The organism is Lachnoanaerobaculum saburreum DSM 3986, assembly GCF_000185385.1.
GTDB lineage: Bacteria > Bacillota > Clostridia > Lachnospirales > Lachnospiraceae > Lachnoanaerobaculum > Lachnoanaerobaculum saburreum.
On sequence record NZ_GL622296.1, the window covers coordinates 1,788,960 to 1,806,849 of the forward strand.

At 37.2% G+C, this 17,890-nt stretch carries 15 protein-coding genes and 1 other annotated feature; of the genes, 14 read left to right on the plus strand and 1 reads right to left on the minus strand.

Going from position 1 to position 17,890, the window contains the following annotated elements:
* Nucleotides 1–12 precede the first annotated feature (12 nt).
* Nucleotides 13–738, minus strand: a complete 726-nt coding sequence (locus tag HMPREF0381_RS08200; protein ID WP_242824412.1) for a UTRA domain-containing protein — start codon at nt 736–738, stop codon at nt 13–15.
* A gap of 223 nt (nt 739–961) precedes the next feature.
* On the opposite strand from HMPREF0381_RS08200, the gene treP reads away from it, so the two are divergent.
* From treP to HMPREF0381_RS08270, 14 genes are all read left to right on the plus strand, one after another.
* Nucleotides 962–2,899, plus strand: a complete 1,938-nt coding sequence (gene treP, locus HMPREF0381_RS08205) for a PTS system trehalose-specific EIIBC component (protein ID WP_008751496.1) — start codon at nt 962–964, stop codon at nt 2,897–2,899.
* 8 nt (nt 2,900–2,907) lie between these two features.
* Nucleotides 2,908–4,539, plus strand: coding sequence for an alpha,alpha-phosphotrehalase (gene treC, locus HMPREF0381_RS08210; RefSeq protein WP_008751497.1), 1,632 nt, complete (start codon nt 2,908–2,910; stop codon nt 4,537–4,539).
* A 40-nt stretch (nt 4,540–4,579) separates the two neighbouring features.
* Nucleotides 4,580–4,712: a sequence feature (ribosomal protein L10 leader region), on the plus strand.
* Nucleotides 4,713–4,756: 44 nt separating this feature from the next.
* The gene (gene rplJ / locus HMPREF0381_RS08215) at nt 4,757–5,251 is read left to right on the plus strand and encodes a 50S ribosomal protein L10 (protein ID WP_008751498.1); all 495 of its coding nucleotides are present in this window, start codon (nt 4,757–4,759) and stop codon (nt 5,249–5,251) included.
* A gap of 24 nt (nt 5,252–5,275) precedes the next feature.
* On the plus strand, nt 5,276–5,653 hold the full coding sequence (gene rplL, locus HMPREF0381_RS08220; protein ID WP_008751499.1) for a 50S ribosomal protein L7/L12: 378 nt from the start codon (nt 5,276–5,278) through the stop codon (nt 5,651–5,653).
* Between the two features lie 98 nt (nt 5,654–5,751).
* The gene (locus HMPREF0381_RS08225; RefSeq protein ID WP_008751500.1) at nt 5,752–7,050 is read left to right on the plus strand and encodes a dihydroorotase; all 1,299 of its coding nucleotides are present in this window, start codon (nt 5,752–5,754) and stop codon (nt 7,048–7,050) included.
* A 420-nt stretch (nt 7,051–7,470) separates the two neighbouring features.
* Entirely contained in the window at nt 7,471–7,878 is a 408-nt protein-coding gene (locus tag HMPREF0381_RS08230; RefSeq protein ID WP_008751501.1) for a GntR family transcriptional regulator, read from the plus strand.
* Nucleotides 7,868–8,452: a UvrB/UvrC motif-containing protein gene (locus HMPREF0381_RS08235; RefSeq protein ID WP_008751502.1), complete on the plus strand. Its 585-nt coding sequence runs from the start codon at nt 7,868–7,870 to the stop codon at nt 8,450–8,452. The genes HMPREF0381_RS08230 and HMPREF0381_RS08235 overlap by 11 nt, the downstream gene beginning before the upstream one ends.
* A complete protein-coding gene (locus tag HMPREF0381_RS08240) occupies nt 8,442–9,479 on the plus strand; it encodes an ATP--guanido phosphotransferase (protein ID WP_008751503.1) in 1,038 nt (345 codons plus the stop codon). Before HMPREF0381_RS08235 ends, HMPREF0381_RS08240 begins: the two co-directional genes overlap by 11 nt.
* A gap of 12 nt (nt 9,480–9,491) precedes the next feature.
* Complete coding sequence (locus HMPREF0381_RS08245; protein WP_008751504.1) at nt 9,492–11,987, plus strand: ATP-dependent Clp protease ATP-binding subunit; 2,496 nt, start codon at nt 9,492–9,494, stop codon at nt 11,985–11,987.
* 174 nt (nt 11,988–12,161) lie between these two features.
* The gene (locus HMPREF0381_RS08250) at nt 12,162–12,839 is read left to right on the plus strand and encodes an ABC transporter ATP-binding protein (RefSeq protein ID WP_008751505.1); all 678 of its coding nucleotides are present in this window, start codon (nt 12,162–12,164) and stop codon (nt 12,837–12,839) included.
* Between the two features lie 5 nt (nt 12,840–12,844).
* Nucleotides 12,845–14,593, plus strand: a complete 1,749-nt coding sequence (locus HMPREF0381_RS08255; protein WP_008751506.1) for a COG1361 S-layer family protein — start codon at nt 12,845–12,847, stop codon at nt 14,591–14,593.
* Nucleotides 14,593–15,951 carry an ABC transporter permease gene (locus tag HMPREF0381_RS08260; protein ID WP_008751507.1) on the plus strand — a complete coding sequence of 453 codons (1,359 nt, stop codon included), beginning with the start codon at nt 14,593–14,595 and terminating at the stop codon, nt 15,949–15,951. Before HMPREF0381_RS08255 ends, HMPREF0381_RS08260 begins: the two co-directional genes overlap by 1 nt.
* Nucleotides 15,952–15,960: 9 nt before the next feature.
* Complete coding sequence (locus HMPREF0381_RS08265) at nt 15,961–16,659, plus strand: IMP cyclohydrolase (protein WP_008751508.1); 699 nt, start codon at nt 15,961–15,963, stop codon at nt 16,657–16,659.
* Nucleotides 16,659–17,837, plus strand: coding sequence for a phosphoribosylaminoimidazolecarboxamide formyltransferase (locus HMPREF0381_RS08270; protein ID WP_008751509.1), 1,179 nt, complete (start codon nt 16,659–16,661; stop codon nt 17,835–17,837). Before HMPREF0381_RS08265 ends, HMPREF0381_RS08270 begins: the two co-directional genes overlap by 1 nt.
* Nucleotides 17,838–17,890 lie beyond the last annotated feature (53 nt).

Below are 17,890 nucleotides of genomic sequence, written 5' to 3' on the forward strand. Positions count from 1 at the left end.
TGTGAGCTTGTTTTATTTTCTTACAGCATTATCACAGAAACTGAAGCAATCCGGTCTATGTTTTGATACTGTGTATTCAAACATTATTCCGTCACTGTTATAAGTGAAACTGCTGACTACCGCCAGACAGTTATATTCATCAAGATTAAGATTCAGATATTTTTCATCTATTTCATCTACTTTTTCTACAGTTATTATCCTTTTACTGTTTACAATCTTCATACCGAGTGTATTTTCAAGGTATTCATATATTGAGTCTTTTGCTATATCAATTGTTAAATCGCCTACAGAGGATTTCAGAAAATAATTATGATTTAAAATGAGTGCTTTTCCGTCCATATAGTGGACTCTTTGTATATAGTAAAGCTCATCACCCTCCATAAAACCTGAACGCTTTGCAAGGTTTGCGCTACATCTGACATCTGTAAAAAGAATCACTTTATTGAATGAACTTTTAGCGGTTCTTTTTGCACTCTCTTTAAAGCTTTCTATAGTATCAAGTTTAAAAGCTTTTGGTGACAGTTTTTGATAAATATTTCTTACACCTTTTCCTTGCATTGTTTGCAGGTGACCCTCAGACACCAGTATTGAAACGGCTCTTCTTAATGTGTTTCTTGAACACTCATATTGTTTTATAAGTTCGTTCTCAACCGGCAACATTTCCGAATATTTGAAGTAGTTATTTTCTATCTTCTCTTTCAGATCCAGATAAATATCATGATATTTGCTTTTTGGCATATAATTCACTCCAAAGTATATTTTTATAGAAAATGAAATAGCAATCAGCATTTTGTCAATCTGCTGTATCAGTAAAACATTTACTCACATATTATACTATAAATTGTTAAATAACAAAATGCTTAATATTGTTTAAACAAATTTTAAATATTTACTTGACAAGGATTGCTGTTTGGTGGTATAAATATCCTATAACTTGTTTAAACAAATATAGGAGGTTTATATGGGAAAGTATTCTGAAGAAGCCAAAGAGCTTTTAAAACTTATTGGCGGTAAGGAAAATATAGCCGCAGTTTCTCACTGTATTACGAGAATGCGTTTTGTACTTAATGATCCCGGTAAGGCAGATGTAAAAAAGATTGAGGCTATGAAAATTGTGAAAGGAAGTTTTACACAAGCAGGACAGTTTCAGGTTATAATAGGTAATGCCGTTGCCGACTTTTACAATGATTTTGTGGCTATATCGGGTGTGGAGGGTGTTTCAAAAGATTCACTTAAACAGACTGCAAAACAAAACCAAAATATAATACAAAAACTTGTTTCGGTTCTTGCAGAAATATTTGCACCTCTTATACCTGCAATTATAACCGGAGGTCTGATACTTGGATTTCGCAATTGTATAGATTCTTTATATCTTTTTGAGAACGGCACAAAGACACTTGTTGAAATAAGTACCTTTTGGTCAGGCGTGGACAGCTTCCTCTGGTTGATAGGAGAGGCAATATTTCATATGCTTCCTGTAGGTATATGTTGGTCGGTTACTAAAAAAATGGGTACTACCCAGATGCTTGGTATAGTTTTGGGACTTACGCTTGTTTCAGGGCAGTTATTGAATGCTTATGCAGTGGCGGGAACTGCTGCCGCCGACATACCGAAATGGGATTTCGGGTTTGTGAAAGTGGATATGATAGGCTATCAGGCACAGGTGCTTCCTGCCATGTTTGCAGCTTTTACCTTGGTATATATAGAAAAATTCTTAAGAAAATATACACCGCAGGTAATTTCAATGATAGTGGTACCTTTCTTCAGTCTGGTTTTATCAGTTATGGCGGCACATTTTATTCTTGGTCCTATAGGTTGGAAAATAGGTGCCGTTATATCGGCAGGTGTTTATTGGGGCATTACAGGACCTGTTAAAGTTATATTTGCGGCAGTATTCGGCTTTATATATGCTCCGCTTGTTATCACAGGACTTCATCACATGTCAAATGCGATAGATTTACAATTGATATCGGACTACAGCGGAACTATACTTTGGCCAATGATCGCACTGTCAAATATAGCGCAAGGTTCAGCTGTACTTGCTATGGTATTTTTGCAAAGAAAGAATGCAAAGGCACAGGAGGTGAATGTTCCGTCTACCATATCATGTTATCTCGGTGTTACAGAACCGGCAATGTTCGGTGTGAATTTAAAGTACAGATTCCCTTTTATATGTGCAATGACAGGCTCTGCCTTGGCGGCTATAATATCCGTAGGTACCAAGACAACGGCTACCGCAATAGGAGTCGGCGGAATACCGGGCATACTTTCAATCAAACCTCAATATATGCCAAGTTTTGCAGTCGCTATGATTGTGGCTATAGCCGTGCCTTTTGTACTGACAACAATTGTAGGCCTTAAAAGACTTGATAAAGATGATTTAAACGGAGAAGAAGTTGAAGATAATTCAGGTATAGCAAAGGATATGACTGTAAATACAGACAATAAGCAGCAATTTAGGGCTTTTCTTGACGGCAAAGTTATAACTTTAAAAAAGCTTGATGACGGAGTATTCTCGGAAGGTGTATTAGGTGAAGGACTTGCGATAATTCCTGATAATGATGAACTTATTGCACCATGTGACGGAACGGTCTCTCTTGTAATACCTGACTCAAGACATGCAATCGGCCTTACTCTTTGCAACGGAGTGGAGATTATGCTTCATATAGGCCTTGATACCGTTAATATGAAGGGCGACGGTTTTAAATATTTTGTAGAAAACGGACAAAAAGTTAAACAGGGTGATAAGCTTATAAAGTTTGACAAAGATAAGATAAAAAAAGCCGGATATGTAGATACAACAGTATGTGTAATTACAAATCCGAACGGTAAAACAATGGAATTTCACACAGATATTTCGGCTAAAGCAAATGAAACAAATTTAATAGAATTTAAATAGGAGCAGATATGATTCCTTTTGGAGAAAAAATAGTTTATCAGGTTTATCCCAAGTCATTTAAGGACAGCAATAATGACGGTTTTGGAGATCTGTCAGGAATAGTTGAAAAACTGGATTATCTAAAAGATTTGGGTATAGATTATATATGGATAACCCCATTCTTTTTGTCACCGCAAAAGGATAACGGATATGATATATCCTCATATACAAAGATTGACCCGGAATTCGGAAGTATGAAAGACTTTGAACTGCTTGTAAAAGAGGCGGATAACAGAAATATAGGAATCATGCTCGATATGGTATTTAATCATACATCTACAGAGCATATATGGTTTCAAAATGCACTTGACGGTGATAAGAAGTACCAAAATTACTATATATTTAAGGAAGCTCCTAAGGATAAGGCACCTACAAACTGGGTATCCAAGTTTGGCGGAAGTGCATGGGAGTACAGCAAAAGGGCAGGTAAATGGTATCTTCATCTGTTTGATGTAAGTCAGGCGGATCTCAACTGGGAAAATCCGGAAGTTAGAGAGGAATTAAAGAATATAATATTCTTTTGGAAAAGTAAGGGTGTAAGGGGATTCAGATTTGATGTAATTAATCTTATCTCAAAGCCGGATGTGTTTGAAGATGATAATGTGGGAGACGGCAGAAGATTCTATACAGACGGCAAGAAAGTACATCAATATTTAAAAGAACTTGTAAGAGATACAGGTATCAAAGATTATATAACCGTCGGAGAGATGTCATCTACAAGTATCAAGGAGTGTATCAAGTATTCAAATCCTGATGAAAAAGAACTTTCAATGTGTTTTAATTTTCATCATCTGAAGGTGGATTACAAGGATGGAGATAAGTGGAAGCTTATGGCTCCTGATATCGCTTCACTCAAATTGATTTTTAAAGAGTGGCAGGAGAAAATACAATCAGGTAACGGCTTAAACGCATTGTTTTGGTGCAATCATGATCAGCCGAGAATAGTCTCAAGACTTGGTGATGAAGGAAAGTACTATAAGGAGTCCGCCAAAATGCTTGCAGGTCTGATACATCTGATGAGAGGTACTCCTTATATATATCAGGGTGAAGAGATTGGTATGACCGACCCGCATTTTAAGAGCATTGATATGTATAGGGATGTAGAGAGCCTAAACTACTACAAAATACTTATGGAACAGGGACTAAACAGTGAAGAGGCTCTTACAATACTTGACAGGCGTTCAAGAGATAACAGCCGCACACCTATGCAGTGGTCTGCCAAGAAAAATGCAGGATTTTCAAAGGTAAGCCCATGGATAAATGTGGCAGACAATTATAAGAGTATTAATGTGGAAAATGAAAAAGACGATAAGGATTCCATATTGAGCTTTTATAAGAAGCTTATTACAATTAGAAAAGAAAATACTGTAATATCAGCCGGTAATATTTCATTTATTGATACAAATGAAAATATCATTGCTTATAAAAGAAGTCTTGGTGAAAGAAAAATACTTGTATTCTGCAATATGTCAAATAAAGATGAGAGCCTTGATATTGACCTTGACGGGTTTAAAAAGCTTATAGGCAATTATGGTGAACTTAACTATATAGATAAAAACTTAAGACTCTCGCCATATGAGTTTGTGGCGGTGGAAAATTAAATAAAAATAGTACTTGACAAGTAAAAATTTCTTTGGTATTCTTGCTACGGTAAAACGACCGTAGACAGTAGGTGCCTTAGGCGTAAGTATTATTCGCCTACCGAGGAAGTGACTAAGTACTTGATGTATTATCACTCTCTGTCTTTTAGTCAGGGAGTTTTTTGTTACACTTATAGAGCTTTTACGGGTTTTACTGAAACTATAAAGGAGGTTAGAAATGGCAAAAATCGAATTAAAACAGCCTATAGTTAAGGAAATTGCCGAGCTTTTAGACGGTGCACAGGCAGCTGTAGTAGTTGACTACCGTGGTCTCAGTGCCGAGCAGGATACAAGGCTTCGTAAGGAACTTAGAGAAGCAGGTGTAACTTATAAGGTTTATAAGAACACAATGATTCGTATAGCTGCCAAGGGTACTCCGTTTGAGTCACTTGACAGTTCACTTGAAGGCCCTACAGCAATTGCAGTTTCAAAAGAAGATGCAACCGCACCGGCCAGAATACTTTACAATTTCTCTAAGACAGCTCCGGACCTTGAGTTAAAGGCCGGTGTAGTGGACGGTGTTACATATGATCAGGACGGAATCAAGGTTATAGCTACAGTACCGTCAAGAGACGAGTTGATTGGAAGACTTCTTGGAAGCATTCAGTCACCTATTACAAACTTCGCTCGTGTGCTTAATCAGATTGCCGAGAGCAAAGAAGCGGAAGCATAAAAACATATAATGGAGGATTATTAAATGGCAAAGTTAACAACTGCAGAGTTTATCGATGCAATTAAGGAATTATCGGTTCTTGAATTAAATGAGCTTGTTAAGGCTTGTGAGGAAGAGTTTGGAGTATCAGCAGCAGCAGGTGTTGTTGTAGCGGCAGCAGGTGCAGGTGCGGGCGCAGCAGCTGAAGAGAAGACAGAGTTTGATGTAGAGCTTACAGCAACAGGTGACCAGAAGGTTAAGGTTATCAAGGTTGTTCGTGAGGTTACAGGACTTGGACTTAAGGAAGCAAAGGATCTTGTTGACGGAGCTCCTAAGGTTCTTAAGACAGAGATTTCCAAGGAAGAGGCCGAGGGTATCAAGAAGCAGCTTGAAGAAGTCGGAGCACAGGTTACTCTTAAGTAATTTTATAAATTTTGGGCGATTGCGTTGCAGTCGCCTTTTTTATTTGTGTCGATATATGATATAATGTTCCCACAAAGATTAGAAAGGAAAGCATATTTATGATAATGCTGAAAAATGTCAGACTTCTTGACCCACAGACAAGAACTGATGATATAAGAGATATACTGATATCCGAGGGAAAAGTAAGGAAAATAGAAAGAGAGCTCTACCTTGATGCGACACTTATGGCAAGAGCCAACGGTGAGAGACTGAAGGTATATGACTGTAGCGGATTATGTGCCGCTCCGGGGTTTGTAGATGTACATGTGCATCTTAGAGAACCGGGGTTTGAATATAAAGAGGATATAGAAAGCGGTGCAAGAGCCGCAGCCAAGGGAGGTTTTACCACTATAGTAGCTATGGCAAATACCAATCCTCCTATTGATACACCGCAAAGAGTATTTGAAGTATTAAAAAAAGGTAGAAAGGCATTAATCAATGTAAAAACCTGTGCCTGTATCACAAAGGGGATGAAAGGTGAGGAACCGGCAGATATGAAGGAGTTAAGAGAAGCCGGAGCCATAGGTTTTACCGATGACGGAAGACCGTTGCTTGATGAGAATCTTGCAAGAGAAGTTATGAGATATGCCAGAAGTATAAAGATGCCTCTTTCATTTCATGAAGAAGACCCTGCATATATCAAAGAAAACGGTATCAATCATGGCTATGCTTCCGATGAGATGCATATATACGGCTCTGACAGAATGGCGGAGATTTCAATGGTAGCCAGAGATTGCAAACTGGCAAGAGAAACAGGTGCCACAATAAGCATTCAACATATAAGTGCAAAGGAAAGTGTTGAACTTGTAAGAAAGGCAAAGAAAATGGGGCTTCGTGTATTTGCGGAAGCTACTCCACATCATTTTTCACTTATTGATAAGGATGTTATAAAATACGGTACACTGGCAAAGATGAATCCGCCGCTTAGGGAAGAAGAGGACAGGATGGCTATTATTGAAGGGCTGAGAGACGGTACTATTGACATCATTGCTACGGACCATGCACCACACAGCAAAGAAGAAAAGGACAGAGATTTTGTAGATGCACCAAGCGGAATAATCGGTCTTGAGACAAGCTTTTCTCTTGGTATTATGAATCTTGTAAAGCCCGGATATCTTTCACTTATGGAGCTTATAAACAAGATGAGTTATCAGCCTGCCAAACTTTACAATATGGACAGAGGTGTGCTTAGAGAAGGTGAAACAGCCGATATTGTAGTATTTGATGTGAACAGTGAATGGAAGTATGATAAAAGCGAAAGTAAGTCCTGCAACTCGCCATGGCTTGGAGATACCTTACAAGGCAAGATAGTCTATACTATTTGTCATGGGAATGTAGTTTATGAGAATTTGAATTAAAAAATATGAAAGACAAAAGTTTTGTATACTGAATTTTAAAATAACCGTTAAACGAGAAACAGCAGTCTCACGACTGCTGTTTCCCTGTTAGAGTGATATAGGAGTGCATAATGCACATTTTGTAGTGAGAGGTCAACGCAAGAAAACTCTCAACTACAAGTCATATAATAGCATAACCATGTGGTTTATGCAATAGAAAAATAATTAACAAATTATGAATTTCTGTTATTAACAGTAATATAAGCCCAAATATCAGCATAATAATTTTGTACAATTGAACTTTTTGTAAGATACAAGGCTCTAAAAATATTGTGTTTAAACATTCATTGTGTTATACTATCGCTAGAACATTTATAACTTACTTATATAGCAAGTTGCAATAAACATAATGTTGACAATTTTTGAATTTGGAGTGTGAGTATGGATGTAATAATAGATTTTCATAGTGAAGAGGCTATTTACATACAGTTATGTAATCAAATAATAGTCGGAATTGCGACCAATAAGTATCATGAAGGTGATATGTTACCTTCAGTACGACAGATGGCTGAAGATATCGGCATTAATATGCATACAGTAAACAAAGCATATGCTACATTGAAAAGAGAAGGTTTCGTACAGCTTGACAGAAGAAGGGGTGCAGTGATAAAAGTAGATGCGGACAAACTTAGAGTACTTGGCAATATGAGAAAAGAATTCGCTACAGTGGTGGCAAGAGGTATATGCAACGGTGTTACCAAAGATGAGGCACACAAGCTGATAGATGAACTGTATAATGAGTTTGAAGTACAAGAAATCGAGGAGATGCAAGACCAAGATGTTATGTGAAAAATGCAAAATAAGAGAAGCAAATGTCTTTTACACGGAGATAGTAGACGGAGATAAGAAAAATGAACGTCATCTATGTTCACAATGTGCTAAGGATTTAGACCAATATACAGGTTTGTTTGATAAGGACTTCAGTTTTTCAAAGTTGTTATCAGGAATACTTGGGGATGTATTTGAAAATACAACAAATCAGGAATACAGACAGATAATATGTCCCACATGTAATACCTGCTATGATGATTTTATAAAAGATTCAATGTTCGGCTGTAAAGACTGCTTTGAGGTGTTTAACCTTTTAATAAATGACAATATAAAGCAGATTCATGGCAATGACAGGCATATCGGTAAGATACCGAAAAATCACCACAAAATCGATAAGATATTACCAAGATCTGTAGTTTCGGAAAACATGAATGTGGATATTAATGAAGCCGTTTTTGATAATGAAGATATGGAACTTGAAATATTGAAGAAAAGATTAGAGGAGGCAATAAAAAAAGAGGACTTTGAACAGGCGGCAATACTGAGAGACAAAATAAAAACAATCAAAAAGGACAACGGCAATGTGGTATGATAATGTAGAATTAAGTACGGAATATAATTATATAAGCAGCAAAATAAGGTTTGCAAGAAACTTTGATAATACATTATTCCCAAATAAACTTACAGACACAGAGGCAAAAAAGCTTGTAGAGGATACTCTTTATGAGTTGTCAAATATTTCACTTGATTTGGGTATGCATACAAGTTCATCTATGTTAAACAGAATCCCTGAGGTGGAAAGGATGTCAATGTGTGAAAGAAATATTTTGAATGATACATTGGCAAAAAAAGAAACTCCGACAGGGATTATACTGGGTGATAATGAGGATACCGGTATAATTATCAATGCAGATGATCATATTCGATTACAAACTATGTCGGCAGGTATCAAACTATATGAGTTGCTGGAAAAGGCAAATAAAATTGATGACTACATAAATGAACACTTTGATTATGCATTTAGTGACAAATATGGATATTTGACTACTTATCCCACCAATATAGGAACAGGAATGCGTGCATCAATATTGCTTCATTTGCCTGCATCCACCAGAAATAAAGGATTTTCAAAGCTTATTGCAAATGCAGGAAGATTCGGAGTGTCTATAAGAGGCTTATATGGCGAAGGAATGGAGAACTTCGGCACACTGTATGAGATCAGTAATTCAAAGACACTTGGTATTTCTGAAAGAGAGATAATTGATACAGTGACCAAAGTCGCCAATCAATTAAATGAAAATGAAAGAAAGCTTAGAGAGGCTGAAGCTGTCAGTGAAGTACAAAGAACAGCAAGAGAGGATGAAGCATATAAAGCATACGGACTTTTAAAATATGCAAGAAAGTTGAATATAAGAGATGCTATGAATTGTCTCAGCCTGCTTATGAAGGGCTGTGCCGACGGTTTCATAAATATAGAATCGCCAAATAAGTTGTATTCAATAATGTTGGGAATACAATCATATAATATATTAAACATGGCAGGCAGTCCTCTAAGTGAGGATTATATAGAAATACACAGAGCGGAATATATAAGAGAAAATATAGGGAAATTAAAGTAGAGAGGAAAAATAATGGCTGAAAGATATACATCTCAAGCAAAGGAGGCAATCAGGTGTGCCGAAATGGCAGCCGGAGAATTGTCGCAAAACTATGTCGGTACAGAGCATATTCTTCTTGGTCTTGTACAAGAAGGTAGCGGAGTAGCGGCAAGGATACTTGAGAACAATGGAATAACAGAAGAAAAAATATTAAATTTAATAGATCAACTTATAGTATCAAACTATAATGTCGCCTTGGAGGGTAAGCAAAATTATTCTCCACTGGCAATAGGCGTATTGCAAAGTGCCTATAGAGAAGCTACAAGATATAAATCTGCACTTATAGGTACAGAGCATATACTTATAGCCATAATAAAGGACAGTGCCTGTATTGCACATAAGCTTCTTTTAACTATGAATATAAATATTCAAAAGATATATATGGAGATACTGTCTGCAATGGGTGAGGACACGGAGCGAAGAGATAACTATGAAAAGAAGTCAAATAAGTCAGGCACACTGTCTACACCTACACTTGATAAGTACTCAAGGGATCTTACAGATCTTGCAAGAGAGGGAAGGCTTGATCCTGTGATCGGCAGAGATAATGAGACTAACAGAGTCATGCAGATATTATCAAGAAGAACAAAGAACAACCCTGTGCTTATAGGTGAGCCGGGAGTCGGCAAGACGGCAGTAGTGGAAGGTCTTGCAGAGCGCATTGTATCAAAAGAAGTACCCGATACATTGTTTGATAAAAGACTTGTTACACTTGACCTTCCTGCAATGATTGCCGGTTCAAAGTATCGCGGTGAGTTTGAAGAAAGAATAAAAAAAGTAATCAATGAGGTGTTAAATGCCGGTAATGTACTACTTTTTTTAGATGAACTTCATACAATCATCGGTGCAGGCGGTGCAGAAGGTGCAGTTGATGCATCAAATATATTAAAGCCTTTGCTTGCAAGAGGTGAGTTACAGCTTATAGGTGCAACTACTGTAGATGAGTACAGAAAGCATATCGAAAAGGACTCTGCACTTGAGAGAAGATTCCAGCCCATAATGGTTGAGGAGCCTTCACTTGAGGATGCTACCAAGATACTTTTAGGACTGAAGCATAAGTATGAAGAGCATCATGCCGTATCTATTACAGACAGAGCTATTGAGAGTGCGGTAAAACTTTCAAAGAGATATATCAGTGACAGATTCTTACCCGACAAGGCTATTGACCTGGTAGATGAGGCGGCTTCAAAGACAAGAATCAGCAATTATATGGAACCTGAAAAGATCAAAGAGATAAAAGCTGAAATCGATAAGATGGAAAAAGAAAAGGAAGATGCTGTAGGTGCCGAGGAATTTGAAAGAGCCGGTGAGATCAAAGAAAAACAGGAGAGATTAAAAGAAAAACAGGATAAGATAAGAGAAAAGTGGATAGAGGATAAGAAGAACAGGAAACTTGTAGTTGATGAAGATGAGATTGCGGATGTAGTTGCACTCTGGACAAAGATTCCTGTAAAAAAGATAACGGAAAATGATTCTCAAAGACTTAATAATCTTGAAAAAGTACTGCATGAAAGAGTGGTGGGACAGGATGAAGCTGTAAGCGCTGTAGCCAGAGCTATCAGAAGGGGCAGAGTAGGCTTAAAGGATCCGAAAAGGCCTATAGGTTCATTTCTGTTTTTAGGACCTACAGGAGTCGGTAAGACCGAACTTTCAAAGGCACTTGCTTACAGTATATTCGGTTCTGAAAATGCACTGATTCGTGTAGATATGAGTGAGTATATGGAGAAGCATTCCGTTTCAAGGATGGTAGGTTCACCTCCCGGATATGTCGGATATGAAGAGGGCGGACAGCTTTCTGAGAAAGTTCGCAGAAATCCATACTCTGTAATCCTTTTTGATGAGATAGAGAAGGCACATCCCGATGTATTTAATATATTATTGCAGGTACTTGATGACGGACATATTACCGATTCAAGCGGCAGGATGGTTGACTTTAAAAATACTGTAATCATACTTACTTCAAATGCAGGTGCTCAAAGGATTATTGAACCGAAACAGCTCGGGTTTGCTTCAAACTCTGATGATAAGAAAGATTATTCCGATATGAAAAACAGTGTTATGGAAGAAGTAAAGCAGATGTTCAAACCTGAATTCTTAAACAGAATTGACGAGACTATAGTATTCCATCAGCTGACTAAAGAAGATCTTAAAGAGATTCTTGATATATTGTTGAAAGAAATCAATTCAAGACTTGATGAGCAGATGCAGATGAATTTAAGACTTACAGATAAAGCCAAGGAATTTCTTATAGACAAGGGCTATGACAAGAAGTACGGCGCAAGGCCTCTAAAGCGTGCATTGCAAAATGAGATAGAGGACAGACTGGCTGAGCAAATCCTGTTCGGAAATATAAAGCAGGGTGATAAGATAAAAATAGATTGTAAGGGCGAGGGTAAGGATAGTGAACTTACATTTAAGCCGACTATTAAAAGAGCAAAACAAAAGCATCTGATTACAGACTCTTTTTAGAATTTTAAAAAAATAGGATATTTAGAAGATAGAATATTTTAAAGACGACTGATAAATGTAAAAGTTTTTCGGTCGTTTTTTATTTTCATAAAAAAATCAGAAATAAAAAGCAAACATATAAAAAATATGGTATGATAGAAGACGCATAAAGTTTTTTTGTATTATTTAAGGTGAATGATGAATAAGACAATTATAGAAGTAAAGGGACTGTATAAGTTCTATAAAGCAGGCGATACTGTAGTTCATGCTCTGGACGGGCTTGATTTTACTATAAATAAGGGTGAGTTTGTAGCTATAGTCGGACCTTCTGGTTCAGGAAAGTCTACGCTTTTAAATATGCTTGCAGGACTTGAAAAGCCTACAAAGGGTGAAATAATAATAAACGGTACACATCTTGAAAAACTGAATGAAAACCGTCTGGTAGCATTCAGGAGGAATAATGTAGGTTTTATTTTTCAATCCTACAATCTTTTGCCTACTATGAACGCTCTTGACAATGTGGCATTACCGCTGGTATTCCGCGGAATGGATGTTAAGAAGCGAATAGAGATTGCAAAGAAATATTTGACTTTGGTAGGACTTGAAAAGCAAATATATCAAAACGGTAATGTTATGAGCGGCGGACAACAACAGAGGGTGGGTATTGCAAGGGCATTGGCAATGGAGCCGAAGATTATATTTGCAGATGAGCCTACAGGAAACCTTGATACAAAAACAAGTGCTGAGGTACTTGATCTTATGAAGCAGATAGTGAAGGAAGAAAGTCAGACACTTATTATGGTAACACATGACAATGATATAGCTAAGGTAGCAGACAGACAAATCAGAATAGTAGATGGGAAGGCGGTATAATCTGTATGAGAAATATTAGGGGAATTTTGGGAGTATGGTTGGTTTTTGTAATGATAATGCTGTTGCCGATGCTGAGTTTTGCCAAGCTTAAGAACATAGAGAGCAACAGTGTATTTCATCAGGACAAGATACCTGTAGGTAAAACAGGCAAGATAATGAATGTTACCTTCTATGTTGAAACAGGATCCGATTATGGTGATGCATGGGCAGGTATAGCCTATGACGACGGTGATGATGAAGAAGATGTAATTTTCCCGTTTGAGCTTACTTCTGAAACGACAGACAGAAAGCATGTAGGAAAGATAACTAAGGGAAAGAAGAAAAATATAACTATTTCCGCCAGAGTCAGAAGGGATGTTCCTGAAGGATACTACGGTATACCTGTATACTTGGCAGATGATAAGGAAAGCGGCAGAGGTGTACAGGAATATATTAATGTATATATTCAAAAGTCTGCTACTACAGACAGCAGCAGTGAATCCGAGGCGGTCAAGGATGTGGATTTTACTATAGGTGAAGGTCAATCCACCCCAAGAGGAAAGTATCCAGATGTGCTTAATTTCAGTCTTAATATGGCAAATACGGGAAAACTTACCGCATTTGATGTTACGGCGCATATGGTTATGGATAAGGACAGTACAGTTTTCCCGTTTGAAATAAATGATGCAAACTATGACAGACATTTTGACAAGGTAGAAAGTGGAGGTATGGTAAATCTTGACTACAGCTTTGCCATACAAAAAAATACCTACACAGGTTACTATCCCATAAAGCTTGAGATAACATATCGTGAAAGTACTGAAGGTGAGCTGAAAAAGGCGGAAGAACAGTTCTTTGTACATATTGACAATAAGGATAAGGATGAGACTACCACTTCTGCAAAAGAGTTCAATCCGAATGACAGAACAAAAGCAAGAATAGTGGTGGACAGCTACAGAACCGAGCCGAAAGATGTTTTTGCCGGAGAAACCTTTGATCTTTTTATCACTATGAAAAATGCTTCCGCAAGTGTACCTGCCAGCAATATCTTATTTACATTAGAGTCTGAAAAAGTAAGTGACAGTGCTGTATTCAGTATGGAAGAGGGTTCAAGTTCTCATGCCGTCAATTCACTGCCTGCCAATCAGACCACAGAACTTAAACTGAAAATGACTGCAAGGGCAGGTGTTGATCAGAGATCGTATTCTATAACAATAAATGAGCAGTATGACTCACCTGAATTTAAAAATGCTACAGATAAGGTGACCGTGGATATTCCTGTAAAGCAGATGGCAAGGATGAATGTAGGCAGCTTTGATATAAATCCGGATACGATAAATGTAGGTGATGACTCAAATGTTACATTCCAGATAAATAATACCGGAAAGGTAATACTTTACAATCTTATGGCAAAGTTCAGTGCGGATTCTATAAAAGAAAATGAAGCCTATGTCGGAAATATAAAGCCCGGTGAAAGCGGAAATGTTGATGTGAACTTGACGGGAAAAGAAGTTACTGCCGATGACGGCAAGATAAACCTGACTATCAGCTATGAGGATGAAAACGGCAATATAAAAGAAGAAACCAGAGATTTTATATTAAATGTCACACAGTCAACTGAAGAGGAAACCGATATAGCAGATCCTGATATATCAGATAATAAAGATAAACATTTTAATATAGTTCCGTTTATCATTGCAGGAGCCGCAGTTGCGGCAGTTGTCATACTGATTATTGTAGTAAAGAGGTTAAAACATAAAAAGGAGCAGGTATAATGAAAGTACTTGATTTACTTAAATTAAGTATTTCAAATCTAAAAAGAAGAAAGTTAAGGACTGTGCTTACTGTACTTGGTGTACTTATAGGCACCGCTTCCGTAGTTACTATGCTCTCGCTGGGTATAGGACTTGATGAGTTAAATAAAGAGAGTATTGCACAGTCCGGTTCACTAAAGGCCATTGATGTAAGTGTTCCGTATACCAAACAAAATGATACAAGCAAAAAGACTGAGCCTATCTATATAAAAGATGAAACCGTCAAAAGCTTTTCAAAGCTTGAACATGTAGAGGGAGTATCTCCCGTTCTGTCTACATCGGTAATTGTTATGCAGGGACCGTATATGCTTAGAACACAGATAAGCGGTGTCGGAGATGACTATATGGATGAAATAAAGCTTGAGAGCGGACATCTTCCAAAGGATAAAAAAAAGCTTGAGTTTGTGTACGGAAATTTTATAATAAGAGATTTTCTTAATCAAAAGAATGCAAGAGGTTCTTTCTTTGAAACAAATAAACTTCCGAATGTTGATTATTATAAACCTATGTTTGTGATTTTTGATACGGAAGCTTTTGAAAAAGCAAATGCAGGCGGTGAGAATGCACCGAAACCTCCTAAGAAATACATCATTGAAACAGCCGGCGTAGTAAAAGGCGGCGCATCTATGGATGATTTTAGCAATTATAATAATTACAGCTATGGAATCTACTGCAATATAGATGCATTAAAGGTAATGTTGAATAAAATATATAAAAACAGACCTATTCCGGATCAACCTACCACAAAGAAGGGTAAACCTTTGAAATATCTTGTATATGACTCTGCAAAGGTATATGTAGACGATATGAAAAATGTGTTGTCGGTACAAAAGCAAATCTCTGAAATGGGGTATCAGGCCGAATCACAGATGGAGTGGATTGAACAGAGTAAGACTTCTACAAATATGATCCAAATGGTGCTTGGCGGTATAGGTGCCGTATCACTTTTTGTTGCATCTATAGGTATTGCAAACACTATGATGATGAGTATATATGAGAGAACCAAGGAAATAGGAATAATGAAAGTCTTAGGATGTGATATGAATCGTATCAGAGATATGTTTCTTATAGAATCAGGTGCTATAGGGCTTATAGGCGGCTTGACCGGAGTGATTTTCAGTTTTATTATTTCAATTATAATCAATGCACTTGGAGTGGCGGCATCAGTTTCAGGAGTTGACGGAGATATTTCAAGAATACCTGTCTGGCTTGTGATAGCGGCAATAATCTTTGCGGTTATTATAGGTATGTTGGCGGGATTTTTTCCGTCACTTAGAGCTATGAAGCTAAGTCCGCTTACTGCACTCAGAAATGATTAGGAGGTTTTTATGTTTGAGTATTTAGCAGCTAATGAGTATCCGGGTAGAGGTATCATCTTAGGCAAATCGGAGGACGGCAGAGCTGTATTTGCATACTTCATAATGGGAAGAAGTATCAATTCAAGAAACAGAATATTTGAGGTCTGTAAAGATGATATAAAGACAAAGGCTTTTGATGAAAGCCTTTTAAGCGATCCTTCACTTATTATTTATTCACCTGTACGTGTTTTCGGGAAGAATACAATTGTGAGTAACGGAGATCAGACAGACACAATATATGAGTATTTGAATGAACAAAAGACATTTGAAGATGCACTGTATACAAGAACTTTTGAACCTGATGCACCGAATTTTACTCCCAGAATATCAGGGCTTATTGATATTGAAAACGGACTCAGATTAAAACTCTCTATATTAAAGAGTGACAATGGAAATGAATCTCAGTCGTTAAGATTTTTCTATAATTATGACAATCCGAAATGCGGTGAAGGCTTCTTTATTCACACCTATAAAGAAAACGGTGACCCTCTAAAGAGTTTTGAGGGTGAACCTAAAAAGGTAAATTTAAAAGGCAATATAGATAAACTGACTGAATCGCTGTGGAACTCACTTAATACTGACAATAAAATATCACTTGCAGTAAGATATATTGATATAAGTACCGGCAAATATGATCAAGTCATTAAGAATAAATTGGAGGGAATGTAATGAAAGAGTTGATTTTGAAATATGGATGTAATCCGAACCAAAAGCCGGCAAAAATCTATATGGAAAGCGGAAATGAACTTCCGATAAAAGTACTCTGCGGCAATCCGGGATATATCAATCTTTTGGATGCGCTTAACGGCTGGCAGCTTGTATCGGAATTAAAAAGGGTAAGTAATTTGCCTGCCGCCACAAGCTTTAAGCATGTTTCACCTGCCGGTGCCGCTATAGGTCTGGAACTTGATAATGTTCTAAAAAAGATATATTGGGTAGATGACCTCACACTCAGTCCTCTCGCAAATGCCTATGCAAGAGCAAGAGGGGCAGACAGGATGTCCTCATTCGGAGATTTTATAGCTCTTAGCGACATATGTGATAAGGAGACCGCACTGCTTGTAAAAAGAGAGGTTTCTGACGGTGTTATAGCTCCCGGATTTAGTGATGAGGCATTTGAAATACTCAAAAAGAAAAAGAACGGAAAATATAATATCATTCAGATTGATAAAAATTATATTCCTGACAGTATTGAAAAAAAACAGGTCTTTGGTATTACCTTTGAACAAATGCACAATAATCTTGATATAAATGATTCACTGCTTGAAAATATTGTAACAAATAATAAGGACTTACCTGAAAATAAGAAACTGGATTTGCTTATTTCTTTGATTATACTAAAGTATACACAGTCAAATTCAGTGTGCTATGTAAAAGACGGTCAGGCAATAGGTATAGGTGCAGGTCAACAGTCAAGGATTCACTGTACAAGACTGGCAGGCAATAAGGCTGATAACTGGTTTTTAAGGCAGGCAAAATGCGTACTTAATCTTCCGTTTAAAGATGATATAAAGAGAGCCGACAGAGATAATGCTATAGATATATATATCGGTGATAACAGTGCGGATGAACTTTTAGCTGACGGTATATGGGAAAATCTTTTTGTAAAAAAGCCGGATGAGTTTACAAAGGATGCCAAAAGAGAGTGGCTAAAAAACCTAAAAGGGGTTTGCCTTGGTTCCGATGCATTTTTCCCTTTCAGTGACAATATTGAAAGAGCAAAAAAAAGCGGTGTAGAGTATATAGCACAGCCGGGAGGCTCCCTAAGAGACGATATAGTTATAGATTGTTGTAATAAGTACGATATTACTATGGTATTTACTGGTATCAGACTTTTTCATCACTAAGATTTTATAATAAATATTGATTTAATATATATTTTATTATAAAATTTAATCAA